Source organism: Marininema halotolerans (genome assembly GCF_900116235.1).
GTDB lineage: Bacteria > Bacillota > Bacilli > Thermoactinomycetales > DSM-45169 > Marininema > Marininema halotolerans.
On record NZ_FPAA01000011.1, the window covers coordinates 70,901 to 88,275 of the forward strand.

The following is a 17,375-nucleotide window of genomic DNA, read 5'->3' on the forward strand; positions in this document are numbered from 1 at the left end:
TTTCCGTTACCGATCTTATTTTATCATACTGCTAAAGTGTCGACTTGCCCCATTGGCGACGACCTTGAAAATAAGGTAGGATAAGAGTGGAAAGGCGGTTGAAACCATGATCTACCAACGGATGTTTGCGATCGTACTCATCTGCATCCCTGGGGCCGCAGGAGTCTATGGATGGACCTTAATGAAAGATGTGATCTTTAATTACTTAGCTGGACATGGATTTTCTTGGTTAGCCTTTATCGGCGGACTGATTCTGTTTTTAGCAGGCCTTGCGTTTATCGGCGGATTTCTTTTCTACCGTGATCTGAAAAACGATGATATACAACCCATGCTACGACCACGCCGGAAACCACTCACTTCGACTGATAAGCAGGCTCAAAAGAATTCGAAAATGTAGCCCGTAATTCTTTATTGTAAAAAGCCAACCCCTGGGGAATTGGCTTTTTCTTTTTGTCGACTTTTCTTTTTAGGCTTGAGGATTCATATGTCTTCCCAACAAAATCATAAGCTAAAAGTAACCAACAAACCCTAAGGGGGTCTTGTTTTGTCTGAAGCGAATATCGAACGACTGCGTCGGGAAATTCAACGATTTGCTCAACAAGGACAGCACTTGATTCACCGTTCATTAAATGAGACAAACGAATCGAATTATCCCCTCTTTAAAGAGGCGTCAGAAGAAGGCTACCACCTGATTGATCAATTGATTCAGATGGAAGAGGAGTCTCATACCGATTCTTGGGGGACCTTAAAGGAACTTGCTCAACAAACTTGGGAGATTCGTTCAAAAACCGAGACCTGGCTGAAATCAATCCCACCTAACCGATCCGACAAGAAAAGTACCACTCCCCAATTTGAAGAACCTACTTTTCAAAACGAAGCAAATGAGGAAGACGCCTCGAGTCAGACAGAATCCTATCCATGTTCGCCTCCCGTCCCCATCGGTCAGCACCAACTCCCCCCTCTCCCCTATCCCTATGACGCATTAGAGCCCTACATTGATACAAAAACCATGCATCTTCACCATGATCAGCACCACCTTAGCTATGTAAAGGGGCTGAACCAAGCAGAACTTGCATTGCTACAAGCCCGCCAAAGCAACAACTTTGAATTCATTCAATACTGGGAAGGCCAACTCGCCTTCCATGGTGCCGGACATTATTTACACACATTGTTTTGGGAAACGATGAGCCCACACGGTGGCGGACAACCCAGTGGAAGGCTCGCCGAAGCCATCAATCAATATTTTGGTAGTTTCCAAGCGTTTAAGAAACAATTTACCTCCGCTGCAGCAAAGGTAGAGGGAAGTGGTTGGGCAATTTTAGTGTGGGCCCCCCGTGCCAGCCATCTCGAGATCCTTCAAGCAGAAAAACATCAAAACCTTTCCCAATGGGATGTAATCCCACTACTTCCCCTTGATGTATGGGAACACGCGTATTATTTAAAATACACTAATCAACGACAAAGTTATATCGACTCCTGGTGGAATGTGGTCAACTGGCCGGCGGTAGAACAACGGTTAGAAGTCGCCTGTCGTGTCGCATGGAGACCCTTTTAACTTTTTACTCGGTCAATTCTTGTATCGGTACTTCCATTTCATGATCCGGCTGGTCGCCAGTATATACTCTGGCCGTCTGGGCGGATTCATTTACGTTTTGAATCCACACAGGTACGTTCTGATAACGGACTTCGATTTCCTTGGTCGACTCTAGAATTTGTTTTGCACGTTGAATATTCAAGGCCATCCCTCCATGAAAAATGTATGCTTTCACCTACAGTTTGGATGAAGTCGGTGGCCTCCATACATACAACCTTTCCGCCCATCACCCTCCATGATAAAGTAGTGAAGTATCCTAACCATGAAGGAAGTGTCCCCTTGACAAATAAACGTGTTGATTCCGTGATTGGATGGCTGAGAGAAGAGCAAATCGATTTTGCATTGATCACCTCGCCAACACAAATCTATTATTTAACGGATTTTCATTGTCATCCCCATGAACGATTCTTAGGCCTGTTTCTTTTCCCTGATAAAGACCCCCTCCTGGTCTGCCCCACATTGGAAGAAGACCGGGCTCGTCAAGCCGGGTGGGCTAGCGAAATCGTCACCTGTCCTGACGGGGAAGACCCATGGTTACAAATCGTCCCTTCACTGCACGCCCGGGGCATCCATAGTGCTAAGCAGATTGCAGTAGAAAAGGATACGCTACCTCTTTCCCGCGCTGAAGGACTTTTGCAACATTACCCTGGAGCCACCCTCCTTGCTGCTGAGACAACCCTTCAGCGTTTTCGTGTACAAAAAGATACGAAAGAAATCGAAATCATGACCGTTGCCGCACAAATGGCAGACGAAGCCATTACCATCGGACAAGCCGCTCTAACAGAAGGGTGTACCGAAACCGAAATTGCCTCACTCATCGAGTATGAGATGAAAAAGAGAGGCGCCGATGGCATGGCCTTTGATACGATGGTGCTCTTCGGTGAAAAGACAGGCCTTCCCCACGGCTCCCCAGGGAATCGACAATTACAATCAGGAGACATGGTTCTCTTTGACCTCGGAATTGTACATCAAGGCTATAACTCCGATATTACACGCACCTTCGGTTATCGTTCTTGTACCCCTGAGCAGGAGAAAATTTATCATACGGTACTGGCTGCTCTTGAAGCGGCTCTTGCGCTTTGTCGCCCAGGCGTTCGCTTTGGAGATTTGGACACCGCTGCCCGACAGGTCATTGAAAACGCAGGGTATGGTCGCTACTTTACCCATCGTCTTGGACATGGACTTGGACTAGAAGCCCATGAATATCCATCCGTTCATGGCCATAACGATGATCTTCTGGAGGAGGGAATGGTCTTTACCATCGAGCCAGGCATCTACATCCCAGATCTTGGCGGGGTACGGATCGAAGATGATGTCCTCATTACCACCACTGGATATCAATTGCTGACAAGTTCACCGAAGAAATGGCAGATCATTGGCTAATCAACAGGAGAGCCATATGTAAAGCGACTCACTCACAAAATGCGTTACTTTACCCAACTGGAGATTCCATCCTAGGATGTTCACCTTCATCATTCACTGTCCAACCCCTTATTAACGTATAAAGAAAAGCAGCCATATTATTGATGGCTGCTTTTCTTTATCACAAGGGTTCACTCATTTGGCTCATAATAGATCCTATACAATTACCCCTGCATAAGCTATTCCATATTTCGCTTCGTACTACTGGAATCACCCAAAAAACTTTAATAAAAAAAGGATGATTAACATGGTTTGTCCAGCCTTTTTACCTCAGCCTCCTTTGGCTGTAGGCAATACTCCAGCTGTCATCACGACGGGAGACTTTAATAACGATGGGAGTCTCGATTTGGCCGTTGTGAATTCAATTGATACAAACGTCTCGGTGTTATTGGGAAATGGGAACGGCACCTTCCAATCCCAGGTCACCTATGCGTTAGAATCACTACCTGTAGCCGGAATTACGAACGGAGATTTTAATAACAGTGGGAATCTCGATTTGGCCATTACCAACCTACTTAGTTTCACCGTTTCCGTATTAATGGGAAATGGGGACGGCACTTTTCAACCCCAAGTCACCTATGAAGTGGGCAATATTTTGGGCTCTTTTGGGCCGTATGGGATTACGAACGGAGATTTTAATCATAATGGTCACCCTGACTTGGCTGTTGCTAATGGGGGTGAAGGTACCGTCTCCGTATTACTTGGAAATGGAGACGGTACCTTTCAACCCCAGGTCACCTATGCGGTGGGCAATGGCCCGTATGGGATTACAACAGGGGACTTTAATCAGGATGGTCGTCCCGACTTGGCCGTGACCAATGAAGTTGATAGCACCGTCTCGGTATTATTGGGAAATGGGGATGGTACCTTTCAATCCCAAATCACCTTTGCTGTGGGCACTAGAGCGAATGGCATTACGGCAAGAGACTTTAATCAGGATGGCAACCTTGACTTGGCCGTTGCCAATAATGACGATGGAAACGTCTCCGTGTTATTGGGAAATGGGGACGGCACCTTTCAACCCCAGGTCACCTATACGGTGGGCAATGGCCCATATTTCCTTACAACAGAAGACGTTAATTGCGATGGCAATCTTGACTTGGCCGTTGCCAATAATGGCGATGGAAACATCTCCGTGTTATTGGGAAATGGGGACGGCACCTTTCGACCCCAGATCACCTTTACTGTGGGCGATGGCCCGTTTGGTGTTACAACAGGGGACTTTAATCAGGATGGGAGCCCTGATCTAGCCGTTACCAATAACAATAGTACCACTGTATCGCTGTTACTCAATAGCTGCGTCAACCCCTTTACCTGCCCTGATCTCACGCTAGAAAATGACCCTGGGACCTGCATAGCGACGATTCCGACGCCATCAACCGTGCAATGTTCCAATGTGACCATCGTGTGTAGCCCTGCTACCGTGCAAGTTGGCTCCCCCGCGTTAGTCACCTGCACGGCTACCAGCACGCTCGATCCCACAAACAGTGAATCCTGCACCTTTACCGTCACAGTCAATGATACGGAACCGCCAATGCTCTCTGGCCTCAATGAGATCGACATTTTCACCGAGGACGAGATCGGAGCGATCGTTACCTACCCCGACCCAACCGCCACCGACAATTGCCCCGGATTCATTACTATTCACTGCTCACCAGCCTCAGGCTCATTCTTCCCAGTAGGAACCACCACCGTTACCTGTACCGCCACTGATAGCAGCGGCAATACCAGTAACGAGACCTTCACCATCACTGTAATCCCTTTTCAAGAAGAATAGAATAGATTTTGAATCGATCACGCGTATGTATTGATCCGTTTAAATTAAGCATCGTATTAGTCGTCTATATAAAAAAGTCGGTATCCCAGTTATGTGCACCCAGGAATACCGACTGACGCTGATGATATATCATCTATGGGTAGCTTCTTCTAGTTAAAGTCCAGATTCCTCTACTATCCGTGTGACAATCTTATTTAGTGGTTGATCCTCAGGGATAATAATGCCTAAGCCATTATTGGAATAAGCTTTATGAAAAAAGAATGGAAGGGGAGTTTCCTCTAAAAAGTCCTCTACAGCTGTTAGGACTCCATTTCGCTTTCCTCCTTCATACAATGCGTGATTAAACCATGGATTTATTGTACTATCATCGGATAATGATAATGAACCTGGAACTAATCCTTTCTTAGCATAAGAATGTCGATATTTTGATGGAATACTATCAGGTATATAGTACATATCTCGTCTGGCGTATGGCCAATCCGTGTCATGTAAAAAAATAAGCGGAAATTTACCTTTTTTCATTGATTTCTGCTCAATCAACTTTAGTTCATGATAAACCGTATACCAATTGTGATCTCCATCAATTAAAATCGTATCATAATCATCAATATCACCTAATGCATTTAAACTTAATGTTTTTTTTACTGACAAATAAGGATGCTTTTCTTTCAATTCTTCTTCATCAAATCGAGGATAAGGATCGATTACTGTCAATTGTGCACCTGAATCCTTGCAGTATTCTAATATTTTCGATGTATTATAACCTAAATCAGCACCTATCTCCACTATTTTTTCACTTTTGTATGAAGATATTATTGGCATTATAATTCTATCATAGAATCTATGCATTTAAAACGCCTCCCCTTTATAACAATATATAATATGATTCAATCAGAAAATTGCTACTGGCGCACACCTATTAAACTAGGGAAGTCGAATAAAACCGGCTCTGCATCCAACCGATTAATTGATGAGAATCTATTGTTCGTCGGATCCATGCGAAATTAAAAGGCTTTGTACATAGGTTCATCTCCTCTGTACGAAATGAATCTACAAAGAAATTCAGACTTGCGAAAGAAAAAAACAGCCCTCTCGTAAGTCTGATGACCGATGGAAATGCCTAGGGTACGCACGGATAATCCCCCCACTTTAAAAGGTGAGGGGATTATCCGTGTAAAAGACATGATTTTTTTCATTGTTTACTTGTTATCAGGGGTAGTCAATTGATTCCACATCCAAGGATACCTTTTTATCCTTCTTACTTGCGACATTTTCCACCTTCATCGAAAGATTGCTAACGTACTCATAATCCTCCTCATCATCAATTGATCCAGAGCCAAATTGTACCTGCTTTACTTTACTCCAATGAATGTTCTTTGGTAATTTAAATGAAATATATAGAGTCGCTTCGCTTCCTTTTAACACCGTATTGGTATAGAAGCTATCCTCATAATTGGGCATTAGCTGTTTTCCATCCAAAGAGAGCATCCCTCTCTCTTCGATCCATGGTCTAATTTCATTATCAGTATTATTTTTCACTTTCACTTCCACTACAGCCTTATCTTTTCTTAGAAAAAGATTAGTAAGTGTTAGCTTGACATCATCTTCTTCCTTGGATTTATTAATTTTGTACCCTGTCATCCCTTCATAATCATAGGATTCCTCCTCATCTGCATAGTCCTCCATATCAACATCCATTTCTTGCTCCATCGCGACAGGATCAAAGTCTTTAAACTCCTGATAAACCATATTTAAAAGACCAATCGAAAGCGCTGTTAGTACTCCTAAAATACCTACACCTACAATAATTCCAATCGTCCATTTCTTTTTCTTACTCAACGTGTAACCCCCATAGTCTTCAGCCGCCAAATGCATTTTCTGTAACAACTATGCGCAACTGTCAGCTCATTGTGTTTTAACAGGAGGAACTCCCTTGCTTAAAAACCCCTCCCTACTATTATTCGTATCACGTTCTACATTTAAGACCGTTTTATCTAATCCAATCAACCAAATCCAGTCTGATACGCAATTATTTAAACACCAAAAAGAAGAAGATCCATCGTAAGGATCTCCTTTATGGCGTGGTAAACGAAAGTATATGAACTTGATACACCTTCACTCGCCATATCGTTGCTACTTCTTTATCCCTGGGCAAAAGCTTCTTCCAACTTATTAATTTCAATTTTTTTCATTTGGTGAATCGCTTGCATCACGCGTTGTGTTTTTTCTGGATCAGTATCACTCATCATCTCTCCTAAAACGGTTGGAACAACTTGCCAGGATACACCATAGGGATCCTTCAGCCATCCACATTCTACTTTCTGTCCACCCTCCGATAGTTTTTCCCACAGCTCATCAATCTCTTCCTGCGTCTCACAATTTGCAACGAAGGATATCGCTTCATTAATTTGAAAGTGAGGTCCTCCATTTAAGGCCATAAATTTTTGCCCATCCAAATAAAAAGTAATCGTCATGACTTTTCCTTCGGACCCATTCCCATCTTCACCAAGTCGAGTTGTCTGTTCAATCCATGAATTTTTAAAAATTGATAGATAAAAATTGACAGCTTCTTCCGCTTCCTGATCAAACCATAAACAAGGTGTAATGTTTTTCACGTCGATTCCTCCTCAATCAAGTTCAATATTTTACCATTTCATTCTTATTTATAAGTTCTGCGCTGAATAACATTCCCCTTTTTTCCTCTTTCTTTTTCAACAAACAACACTTCCACCAAGATCAACCTTTACAGAAAAACCAAATCGTCCATCAACCTTTAATCGGTGATGGACGATTTGGTAGATATTTTTAACGATAAAAACTTAAAAGGGGAAGGATTGTATTTTCAAACCGATGCATGTTCCAAAGTTGGATTTAAATAGTAAAACTGGCACTTTACCTTGTAGGACAATCGTGATAGAAACCGGCGTACTGATGGTTCCTTGGGCACGCAACCGAGGGGTATTCAATTGACCGACATATAATCGGGAAATTGCTTGGGCCTGATAAGTCACTGCATTAACCTGTTGTCTCCGCACTCGTGTTAACTCGCCCAATCCACTTCCTGCCGCTAAGAGATTATTGTTTAATAAATAAACACCAATCATCCCACCGGATCGACATTGGTAGACACCTGATATTAACGAATTTCTCGCCGCCATCTGATTTGGTTTTGCTGTTATAGAAGCCATTTTAATCACCCTTCACATTAAGCTAATGTATCTTATTAGCTAGCCGATAGAATGATTGGGTTGATTTATCCGGTTGACCAAAAAAATTCGCCTATTTTTTAATAGTACACCAATACTATTTATATATAAAATTATATAAAAATCATTTTAATGCCGCAAGATTCATTCGGCGATTTATCGATACAAATCGATCACACCCACAATCCCATACGCAATCGATAGAAAGAGAACCACCAACGATAACATTTTCAAACGCCTCATTTTATAATTGATAAACTCATCAGATAGTTTTAATTGGCCTGTTTTCATGTACTGATTCGCCACTTCTTTCTTCATATCTTTCATAAGTCGGAATAATTGTACGACAAACAGTAATGAAAAAATCTCAAATCCAACTAAAATAATTGTTAGTAGCAAATCCAATATTTCTCACTCATTTCATATGAAGTACCACAACGGATCAGTAACACTCACTCCTTTGAACATATTAAGGAGTAATCATCATTTTGTATACTATTTTGCTTTATCCTGCGATTTTAACAACACTTCAATATTAGATATCTTTTCTTTATTAATTTAACGTAATCAGTGATTGAATAATCACAACCATAGAAAGATCCCTTACTAATTTGAACACAAAAGAAATTATATTACTATCCATATTACAGCAACATACTTTATTATATACTAATAAAATAATTCTATAAAATATAATATTATAAGTAATATAGAACCAATCACATAATATACATCCTTTATTTTAAACCTTAAATAGATTTTTTCCATGTTTTCATGAGATACCTCTAACCTCTTCACTTCCTCTCTAAGCATACTGATTCTCTTAAAATCATTGATAATGATCAGAACAGCAATAATAAAAAGAAGCAGTAAACAAATAATCGCCAGTATATCCAAACCAATAAAACCTCACTTTACCCAATAATCAAGGGACATTATTTCCTTCCAATGTATTATTCGTCTCACTCCCTAAATTTGTGGTCACTTTTAACGGTAAACATAAAAATAACAAACGGTAAATTTTACCCAAAATCGAACTAACCATTAAATAATTAAAATAAACCATAAAACAAAAAAGATGCATTGCCAAATATATTAATTATTTGTTAATAATAACTTAATTAAATTAAAAAAACTTAATTAAAAATAAAAATCCAAGTTTTTTTATGTTATTTAATTGCTATTAAATAGTAAACTGCCTTGTTTATTGATGAGTTGATTTGATTCCCTTCTCTAATTAATAAATCTCGTGCCGAATCGAATTAAGCACAAGATTCGGAAAAATACGGTGATCTTGTCTCTAAAGAAAGAACAGCTTTAAAAAAATTAAAACCTTCCATCCCTCATTACAAGGTGAAAGGCTACTCAATCTCATCATTTATTAGAATCCTTCATCATGAGTGTTACTGGTCTAAGACTGCCTTATTAGGACGGCACAACAACTTTTACGCAACTTTATTTTTCTCCATACATTGAATAGCTAATAGACGAAATTCGTTTTGTTGCCTTTCAGAAAGGAACGCTCGTTTTGGAATAATATAAGAAAGTCCACTATGAAAGCGAAAATAAAAATATTGCTTAGTCTCAAACATCTTATTAAAAGAAGACCAATTAATTGTACTTTCACCATACTCACTTTTTATAAACCAACACGATTCAGAGAAATTCATGTCCAAATGTACAAAAGCTTTTTTTACATTCTCAAATTGCTTGCCCACTCGAATCCAAAAAAGATAAACAAGCAACCCACCAAAAATCCCCACAAATATCAAACTACTCAAGTTGGAATCAAAATCACTTGATTTAAAAATCAAAAAAAATACAACTACAGGTAAAAGAAGTACACCAGGGTTTTCAGAAAAAATATAATGTCTATAAAAGTTTAGGTAATCTTTCTTTGTTAATTGGTATGAAATTGTCATTTAATCACCTCTGTTATCATAGCATCAATTTTATCACAATCATTGCCAAGTGTGTTATTTCATTAAAGGAAAACTTTATATTCTCTTTAAACAAAGGATGTTTGATTTCTTCACAACTTTCCAGTCGTTTTCCCCACCCAAAATATGACTATCCACATGCTTGTTATTATGATTCGAATCCTTCTATAACGAAAAAATGTTTAGTTTGCTGAATACACTTACAGAGAAAGTTTCAATAAAAAAATTCCGCCTTTACACCTTATTTAATACAGGCAATAAATAACGGAATTAGGTCGGTTTTTTAATCCGACAGGTATAGGTTTTTGAAAGTCCTGTTATTGTAAGCTTCAGAAGTTTATCAGTGTGGATCGATAGCCAGATTCTGTCGAAACCCTTACCACTTAAGCGATTACCCCACCTTATGCTCAATCCGTAGTTTATCCGCAACCATGGCAATAAACTCCGAGTTGGTCGGTTTGGCTTTACTTACGTTGATGGTGTAGCCAAATAATTTACGGGGGCTTTCTCCTCTATGTTAAACCGACGTTTATTGCCTAATTAGTCGGTATAACCTTCCGATATTTGTGGACGTACTATGGTGTCTTTATACTCTTAAAATCATCAATGTACAAATTATTTTTTATCAAGTAGAGGAGGTGCCGCCATCTTCGCAATAAACGGATGAACCGCTTCACCGCCCGATCTAATCACATTTATCGCATGCCAATGCTTTAACCTCATTCCGTCCTCTACAGTATATGGGGCTATTTCTTCTTTTAGATCCAGAAACGTCTTTTTCGAAGTCGCGTACAGCGAATAATGCGGCAGTGTTGATTCAATAATTAACCTAACCTCACGCGGCATTTGCTCCCCATTGTGAAACATCCAAGGGTAGTCTACGCGGTACTTACGACTTGTCACTGCCGCATCCTTCCATACTTCCGACCCTTTGATGTAGTGGTGCGGTTCGTCTAATACGATAAAATACGGGAACTGCGGCTCTGGACGCAATCTCTAGTTAGTAAAAAATGATAAACTCTATAGTGATCAAGGAGCGAGTGATATAATGGAAACCGTTGAAGCCATCCGATCCAAGCCAGAAATTAACGCAATGAAGCGGCATCTCTCGCCACGTGACCGCCTTCTATTCGTCATGGGGATCAATAGCGCGATTCGCATCTCCGATCTCCTGCGGATCAAAGTCAAAGACGTGCGCGGTGCTACGCATCTTTCCATCCGCGAACAAAAGACAAATAAACCAAAGAAATTTTTATTGAATGGCGCCATACAACGCGAGCTATCCAACTTTCTAACTGCTGAGATGACTGATGACGAATTTCTTTTTAAGTAGCGAAAAGGGATGAATCAGCCCATCACGAGCGTTCAAGCAGGGCGGGCGTTGAAGAATGCCGCAACAAAAGCAGGTATTAAAGACAATATAAATACCCATAGTCTGCGGAAGACATGGGCATATTGGCGTTTTAGAGCGAGAGACATACCGCTATCTCGGCTTTAATCAAGATGAAATGGATCGGGTGTACGGAGGTATTGAATTGTAATTTATAAAAACTCCTTCTGCGCGCTCTTCTAAGCTTGTTTTTCTCTGTAATAATGCAGATTATTAAGATTATATTTAAAACTTGTAGAACCCTGTTTTTCTTGAGCTGAGAGGGTGTAGTGACCTACACCTATTGTCAGACGTTATTATGTTTGGTACTCCCACTTCCTTTTTCTCAAAAATGAGAGTCAAGAAATCAGGTTCTAACGTTTGTTTCTTGAATAGAAATACCCAAAAAACACGGGTGTATTAGTGTTTTTTGGGTACCTATCATATTAAGCTTTACCAGTTTCATCACCTATTACAATTACAACGAAGAAAGAACTCTCTATTCACTTCAGTACCGCTCCCACTGGAATTTCGTCATTTAATAACCCTCTGTAATTATCTATATTATGTGACATTATTTCGAGAAGCCTTCATTTTTAACACACGCGAAAAGGATCGTATGAATTCAAATATAAGCGGATTCGAGATTGGGTATTTTATCCACGTCGCTTCTTTTTACGCCTCGATAGTAGTCGCTGTATCGCATAGACCAGTAGAGCGCCACAAAAGCTCACTAGCACATTGAATACCACATACATAACATAATCCGAATCCTGCGTGATATACAATAGATAGAGGTGGAACAATCCAGCAAGTAGGGGCCCTAACCATAGGCGTTTCGGCCAAATTTGAAGGATGATCCCTGCTATGAGTGAATACAAGGGATATACCAAGACAATCGCTGCAGGTTCTAAATTCATGCTGATTCCTCCCTGGTCATTTAATTTATTTGTTATGTAGGAGCACAAAGTCTTTCACTGCTGTATTATCCATTTCTGGTAAATAGATGCGTTTTTTTCTCTTTAATGTATCTCTATCGAAGACACCAATATATCCTGAATGTTTTTCCCCACGAGGGATTAGAGCTAATGTGTAAATATTTTCACCAGAGGCTTTCACTTGTCTTAAATATTTATCATCATCATCGCCACGTGCCTCTCGAATTTTGTTTTGCACTTTGCACTGGTTATCCAATTTAAATAAATATCCTTCATCTGTTGTCACATAGAGAAAACCTCCAAGAACTACCATGCTTTTCGGTGTAACATCTTTTGCTAGAAAGATTTTCCTCATCTTCTCTGTTTCAGGATCAAACTGAAGTATTTTTTACAATAGCTCTTCAACATAGAAAGTCTACAATATTTAGCCATAAATATGTATCTCCAATGATATAGTATAACATCACGAAAGCATTCACCAATCTTGAAGGTCTCAGAATAGATCGTTACTAGACTTTTTAATTTCGATACAGGTGTAGTTTCTTTCCCGTCAGCCTGAAACAAGTGCCGTACTTCTGGTCTTTTAGCGGGAATCTGTTGCGTGTTTGGATTTTTACATGTAAACCGTCCGGTTGCCGCTCCCCAAGTATTGTGCCAAGGATGAATTTTACCGTCCTTTTTCACAGTATCAGGTAGTTTGTTGTAAACGCTTGACGTGACTTCCCTACTTCGCGGTACTCTAGTAGTTTAGGCATTACTTCGTGTTTTTTGCTTAACTTTTTAAGGGTTCTTACGCCCGTTAATCCATTATCCACATCCGGTAGCCGTAAATCTACATATAACTTCTTAGATAATTGCGCAGGGGAATTAAGATTGATCTCCTCTCCTAATAGACGAAAGATGTCTTTTTTTAGCTTTTCTTCCTCCTCTGCATAGGTTTTATCTAGCTCCTTCGCTCTGTACGTATCAAAACGAATGCCCCTCAAATCTGCTTTAATAAACTCCCTTGCAACGAGCATTTCTAGCTTAAAAACTAGCTTCCCTTTTTCATCTCCAAATGTCTCGAAGTCAACCGCTATCAACTCTGCTCTTTCAATCTCGCGAATCATATAAGATAACCTTGTTCGTCTTTTACTAAGTAGTAGTTTGAAGGAGTATTCGCAACCATTTCTCGCAATTTCTCTGCGCGGGTTGCTTCCTGAAGCCATCGCCACATCCGCAGTGCTTCCGCCTTACTGAACGCTTTCGGACTTCCTCTCTTCGTCGTCATATCTTCGTGAAGTCTAGTAATCTTACCCTTTTCCATTGCTTTTTTTACCTCATCCAACCTACCACGGTCAATCTCCGATAGTTTCGAACTATAGATCCGTTGCCACGACTCCTCTATTGTTTCCTCAGTTGGCGCAGTTAGTGTTTTTCCCTAATGGAGTTAGCTTCGTTTTAGTGGACAGAAAAACTTAATTCTACAATAGCATTGAGCTGAAATTAATACACAAGGAGGACATGTCTTTTGAGAAATGCTGTTATACTCATCTTTACCATAATCGCCTTTTTCGGCGGTTTTTTATTGCGCGATTTTCTTGGTAACCAGCCAGTCCACCACCACAGAGACCACCGATTGATAACCCCGGAAGAGACGGAGGTGGTATTCCTGACGGTGATGGACAGACTGGCGGCGACATAGGCGGTCAAGGCCAAGGTGGTGATCAAATCGGTAGTGACGGAGGTATTATAGTACCAGTACCGCCTCACCACGACGATGATCGAACCAAGTATCAAAGTGGCGGATGAATAGATAATACCTCCACCTTATATAGACGGAGGTACAATAATAAGTAAGTAATGTATTCGGCTATTATGGTAACGTATCACAAGCTATGCCATCCCCATCTCGATCCAGATCGTGAGGGTCTCCAGGCCCTGCGGCTATAAAGAAAGCTTGTGCTTCCGCTTGGGTACTGAAATCTGAACAATCCCTATCTGCTCCGTTTGGGTTGTAGCGCCCGTTATAACTTGGTTTTGGCTTATTCTTTTGTTCTGGTTTTGGTTTGGGTTCAGAACTAGATTTAGGATCTTTTGTATCTGACTTAGGTTTTGATTCGTTCTTTTTTTCTGTCTCTTTTGAGGAGTCTTTCGACTTTTTACTTTGGTCATCTTTGTCAGGCGATGTGATGGTTTTCTTATCTGAGCCTGCTTCATTACTATCGGACATCATGGCTCCACATGCTCCCATGAGTAAACCAAAAAGGAGGAGTATACCTAGACATCCTAAACATCCAAAGCACCCCGCCTTAAATCTTCGTTTCCCTTTTGAATCGTTCCTATTTTCCATTGGCAACAGCCCTTTCATGTTCTCATAAGTATTATTCGTAAAGTAATGTCGTTTTTTGTCCATTTTTTAGTACATTTTAAAAAAAATATATAAGGAGGCTATAGTAGGGCTTATATCAATTATTAGTTAAAAGGAGGTGACGGCATATAACGGAGGGAGAGCTAAAAAGAAGCGAGTAAATGCAGTGCTCCAGCGCTGGAAGTTTTTTAACTCTTCCTCAGTTAAATCTTCTATATCTATTGGTAGAATGATTATATACAAACATACGTTTGTTAAGTCCTTTAGTGCATTGGTAAATTAAATTCAAGCATAAAAAAAACACCCGCTTTCGCGAGTGCAGGCATAGTTTCTGAAAAACTCCTTGTGAGAGCCAGAAGTTTATCAGTGTGGATCGATAGCCAGATTCTGTCGAAACCCTTACCACTTAAGCGATTACCCCACCTTATGCTCAATCCGTAGTTTATCCGCAACCATGGCAATAAATTCCGAGTTGGTCGGTTTGGCTTTACTTACGTTGATGGTGTAGCCAAATAATTTACGGATGGAATCCATGTTTCCACGACTCCAAGCCACTTCAATGGCATGGCGAATGGCTCGCTCAACGCGACTGGGGGTGGTATTGTACTTCTCGGCGATACGAGGGTACAGGGTTTTCGTTATGGCTCCTAGTAGCTCCACTTCGTTGTATACCATGGTGATCGCTTCACGCAGATAAAGGTAACCTTTAATATGCGCAGGCACACCAATTTCATGAATGACGGTGGTAATGTTTGCATCTAAATTCTCTGTCCGGGGAGCACTTCCTGATGGCGTTAATTTGCTACGTGTTGTCGTTAATGACTGACCCTGCATCTGGCGGATGCGATGCGTTAGCAAATCCATATCGAAGGGTTTTAAAATATAATAGGCGGCGCCTAATTCTACAGCACGTTGGGTAATATTCTCCTGCCCAAATGCCGTTAACATAATAATTTTGGGCATGGATGATCCTCGTTCATTCAACTTTTCCAATACTCCTAAGCCATCTAGATGGGGCATGATAATATCCAACACCAAGACATCCGGTGAGTGTTCCTCTAATAACTCCAATACTTCGTTTCCATTGTAAGCCACACCGACCACCTCAATGTCCCCTTGGGAATTAAGATGATCCTTTAGTAATTCCGCAAATTCTCGATTATCATCCGCCAGGATGACACGCATCTTCTCCACATCCGGCCCCTCCCTCTTTTTAACGCACTCTCACTGCTCTCTAATATTACTCTGTTGAGTTCAAGGGTTCGACAACGAAAGCATTCATTCCTGCTTTTTTCAGATTTCCTTTCCGTAAATTTCCGTTTGAATACAAAAAAACGACGGCCTTTTTGAAAGGCCGTCGTTTGTAAAACCCCTGCGTCTTGAAGCATCCATTCAATATAAGTCCCATAACCCGAAGTCGGATCATTGACAAATACATGGGTAACTGCGCCGACTAACTTGCCGTTTTGAAGAATAGGGCTCCCACTCATGCCCTGTACGATTCCACCTGTCTTTTTTAAGAGCTTGGGATCGGTTACTTTAATGATCATTCCCTTTGTAGCAGGGAATTTCTGATGGATGAGATGGGCAATTTCGATGTCATAACTCTCCACCTTTTGTCCATCCACTACTGTGAGTATCTTTGCTGGCCCTTCCTTCACTTCCTCTGATAAGCCAACAGGTACCGGTTCACGAATCATCCCACTGTCGGGCTCATGTGACATGCTGCCAAAAATACCAAAGGGAGTATTTCGTTTGATCGTTCCCAAAACGTGATTTTCGCGGAAGAAAATAGCTCTTTTTTCCCCAGGTTCTCCTGTTGCACCCTTCTGGATAGAGGTTACATTGGAATGAATGATTTTTCCTCCACCCACAGCAATCGGTTCTCCTGTGTCCATGTCGGTAATGACATGCCCCAATGCCCCATATACCTCTCGTTGTGGATCATAAAAGGTAAGGGTACCCACACCCGCCGCTGAATTACGAATATAAAGCCCGATACGGAACACTTTCTCTTTCTTATCCCAGGCAGGTGTTAGCGAGACCAACTTTTGCTTGTTTCCCCGTCTCAACCGTACCTGGATCGCGCGTCCTTCCTCTCCAGCCTTTGTAACGACCTTTGCCACCTCAGCAATTTCATGTATGGGTTCTCCATCCATGGCTAAAATATAGTCGCCTACTCGTATATCTGAGCTCTCACTCGGCGACTTTCCCATGCCTGATACAAGATGATGTCCTACAACAATGGGTCCAGCCGATTTCATCTTAACGCCAATGGACTGCCCTCCTGGAATCACACGAATATCCGGTAGGACTTTTACCTTCATTTTTTTCACAGGTACCAACCCGAACAACCGAAGTGACAATTGGGTTTGACCGATATTTTTCGGTACCACGGTAAAAGGATGGCTAAGATGAACTTGTACATGATCACTGGTTGAACGATTCACTGTTGCAACCTTTGGGTCAGAAACAACCGCTGTCGCCGCTACAGGCATGGTCAGGCTGATCTCTTTTAGCGTTCCAGAAAACAGCCGTAGCTCTGTTGGAAAAGCCATATATTGTCGGAAAGGGGTACTCATGCTCCCTAATACCAACAACACAGCCAAACACAATCCCGTCCATTTTATTCTCTGTTTGCGCCCCAAAGCCCTCACACTCCTGCGCTCCTACCTACACCTCCACTGCGATGTCTCCATCGTATTGTTTAAGGTGTCCGCGCTGGATTTCTTTTATGTCACGCAAATGCTTCCTTAAACCGGTGCAGCCTTTTGTGGAT

The 17,375-nt window shown here is 41.2% G+C and carries 19 protein-coding genes and 2 pseudogenes; 6 read left to right on the forward strand and 15 right to left on the reverse strand.

Annotated elements, in window-relative coordinates:
* Nucleotides 1-106 precede the first annotated feature (106 nt).
* A complete protein-coding gene (locus CHX35_RS14045; RefSeq protein ID WP_091838389.1) occupies nt 107-397 on the forward strand; it encodes a DUF2627 domain-containing protein in 291 nt (96 codons plus the stop codon).
* A 147-nt stretch (nt 398-544) separates the two neighbouring features.
* The gene (locus CHX35_RS14050) at nt 545-1,555 is read left to right on the forward strand and encodes a superoxide dismutase (protein ID WP_245838840.1); all 1,011 of its coding nucleotides are present in this window, start codon (nt 545-547) and stop codon (nt 1,553-1,555) included.
* 4 nt (nt 1,556-1,559) lie between these two features.
* Here the strand turns inward: CHX35_RS14050 and CHX35_RS14055 are convergent, their stop codons facing one another.
* Nucleotides 1,560-1,742 carry an H-type small acid-soluble spore protein gene (locus tag CHX35_RS14055; RefSeq protein WP_245838842.1) on the reverse strand — a complete coding sequence of 61 codons (183 nt, stop codon included), beginning with the start codon at nt 1,740-1,742 and terminating at the stop codon, nt 1,560-1,562.
* A gap of 131 nt (nt 1,743-1,873) precedes the next feature.
* On the opposite strand from CHX35_RS14055, the gene CHX35_RS14060 reads away from it, so the two are divergent.
* Together CHX35_RS14060 and CHX35_RS14065 are read left to right on the forward strand one after the other, a co-directional pair.
* The gene (locus CHX35_RS14060; RefSeq protein ID WP_245838843.1) at nt 1,874-2,977 is read left to right on the forward strand and encodes a M24 family metallopeptidase; all 1,104 of its coding nucleotides are present in this window, start codon (nt 1,874-1,876) and stop codon (nt 2,975-2,977) included.
* A gap of 286 nt (nt 2,978-3,263) precedes the next feature.
* Nucleotides 3,264-4,793 carry an FG-GAP-like repeat-containing protein gene (locus CHX35_RS14065; protein WP_176392093.1) on the forward strand — a complete coding sequence of 510 codons (1,530 nt, stop codon included), beginning with the start codon at nt 3,264-3,266 and terminating at the stop codon, nt 4,791-4,793.
* Between the two features lie 153 nt (nt 4,794-4,946).
* Here CHX35_RS14065 and CHX35_RS14070 read toward each other — a convergent pair whose 3' ends face one another.
* The 8 genes and pseudogenes from CHX35_RS14070 to CHX35_RS14110 all read right to left on the reverse strand — a co-directional run bounded on the left by CHX35_RS14070 (nt 4,947) and on the right by CHX35_RS14110 (nt 10,842).
* Nucleotides 4,947-5,642 (reverse strand): class I SAM-dependent methyltransferase, encoded by a 696-nt coding sequence (locus CHX35_RS14070; protein ID WP_091838392.1) that lies wholly within the window; start codon nt 5,640-5,642, stop codon nt 4,947-4,949.
* Nucleotides 5,643-6,002: 360 nt separating this feature from the next.
* Nucleotides 6,003-6,632 carry a hypothetical protein gene (locus CHX35_RS14075; protein WP_091838393.1) on the reverse strand — a complete coding sequence of 210 codons (630 nt, stop codon included), beginning with the start codon at nt 6,630-6,632 and terminating at the stop codon, nt 6,003-6,005.
* Between the two features lie 302 nt (nt 6,633-6,934).
* Nucleotides 6,935-7,408 carry a VOC family protein gene (locus CHX35_RS14080; RefSeq protein ID WP_091838394.1) on the reverse strand — a complete coding sequence of 158 codons (474 nt, stop codon included), beginning with the start codon at nt 7,406-7,408 and terminating at the stop codon, nt 6,935-6,937.
* A gap of 204 nt (nt 7,409-7,612) precedes the next feature.
* Entirely contained in the window at nt 7,613-7,981 is a 369-nt protein-coding gene (locus CHX35_RS14085; RefSeq protein ID WP_091838396.1) for a hypothetical protein, read from the reverse strand.
* Nucleotides 7,982-8,155: 174 nt separating this feature from the next.
* Nucleotides 8,156-8,404, reverse strand: coding sequence for a hypothetical protein (locus tag CHX35_RS14090; protein ID WP_091838398.1), 249 nt, complete (start codon nt 8,402-8,404; stop codon nt 8,156-8,158).
* Between the two features lie 1,040 nt (nt 8,405-9,444).
* On the reverse strand, nt 9,445-9,921 hold the full coding sequence (locus CHX35_RS14100; RefSeq protein WP_091838402.1) for a YcxB family protein: 477 nt from the start codon (nt 9,919-9,921) through the stop codon (nt 9,445-9,447).
* A 409-nt stretch (nt 9,922-10,330) separates the two neighbouring features.
* Nucleotides 10,331-10,447: pseudogene (locus CHX35_RS14105) on the reverse strand (sporulation initiation factor Spo0A C-terminal domain-containing protein); the annotation flags it as partial.
* 107 nt (nt 10,448-10,554) lie between these two features.
* Complete coding sequence (locus CHX35_RS14110; RefSeq protein WP_091838405.1) at nt 10,555-10,842, reverse strand: hypothetical protein; 288 nt, start codon at nt 10,840-10,842, stop codon at nt 10,555-10,557.
* A gap of 145 nt (nt 10,843-10,987) precedes the next feature.
* Between CHX35_RS14110 and CHX35_RS14115 the strand changes: the two genes are divergently transcribed.
* Complete coding sequence (locus tag CHX35_RS14115) at nt 10,988-11,272, forward strand: site-specific integrase (RefSeq protein WP_091838407.1); 285 nt, start codon at nt 10,988-10,990, stop codon at nt 11,270-11,272.
* A gap of 692 nt (nt 11,273-11,964) precedes the next feature.
* Here CHX35_RS14115 and CHX35_RS14120 read toward each other — a convergent pair.
* From CHX35_RS14120 to CHX35_RS18170, 3 genes and pseudogenes are all read right to left on the reverse strand, one after another.
* Nucleotides 11,965-12,228 carry a hypothetical protein gene (locus CHX35_RS14120; protein ID WP_091838410.1) on the reverse strand — a complete coding sequence of 88 codons (264 nt, stop codon included), beginning with the start codon at nt 12,226-12,228 and terminating at the stop codon, nt 11,965-11,967.
* A 25-nt stretch (nt 12,229-12,253) separates the two neighbouring features.
* Nucleotides 12,254-12,532: a hypothetical protein gene (locus CHX35_RS14125; protein ID WP_091838412.1), complete on the reverse strand. Its 279-nt coding sequence runs from the start codon at nt 12,530-12,532 to the stop codon at nt 12,254-12,256.
* A gap of 65 nt (nt 12,533-12,597) precedes the next feature.
* Nucleotides 12,598-13,454: pseudogene (locus CHX35_RS18170) on the reverse strand (DNA polymerase).
* Nucleotides 13,455-13,756: 302 nt separating this feature from the next.
* Here CHX35_RS18170 and CHX35_RS17750 point away from each other — a divergent pair.
* The gene (locus CHX35_RS17750; RefSeq protein WP_217895888.1) at nt 13,757-13,930 is read left to right on the forward strand and encodes a hypothetical protein; all 174 of its coding nucleotides are present in this window, start codon (nt 13,757-13,759) and stop codon (nt 13,928-13,930) included.
* 171 nt (nt 13,931-14,101) lie between these two features.
* On the opposite strand, the gene CHX35_RS14135 is transcribed toward CHX35_RS17750, so the two are convergent.
* The 3 genes from CHX35_RS14135 to spoIVB all read right to left on the reverse strand — a co-directional run bounded on the left by CHX35_RS14135 (nt 14,102) and on the right by spoIVB (nt 17,253).
* Nucleotides 14,102-14,461, reverse strand: coding sequence for an excalibur calcium-binding domain-containing protein (locus CHX35_RS14135; RefSeq protein ID WP_217895889.1), 360 nt, complete (start codon nt 14,459-14,461; stop codon nt 14,102-14,104).
* Nucleotides 14,462-15,010: 549 nt separating this feature from the next.
* Complete coding sequence (gene spo0A / locus CHX35_RS14140) at nt 15,011-15,781, reverse strand: sporulation transcription factor Spo0A (RefSeq protein WP_425435373.1); 771 nt, start codon at nt 15,779-15,781, stop codon at nt 15,011-15,013.
* Nucleotides 15,733-17,253 carry a SpoIVB peptidase gene (spoIVB, locus tag CHX35_RS14145; RefSeq protein ID WP_425435368.1) on the reverse strand — a complete coding sequence of 507 codons (1,521 nt, stop codon included), beginning with the start codon at nt 17,251-17,253 and terminating at the stop codon, nt 15,733-15,735. Before spoIVB ends, spo0A begins: the two co-directional genes overlap by 49 nt.
* Nucleotides 17,254-17,375: the final 122 nt, after the last annotated feature.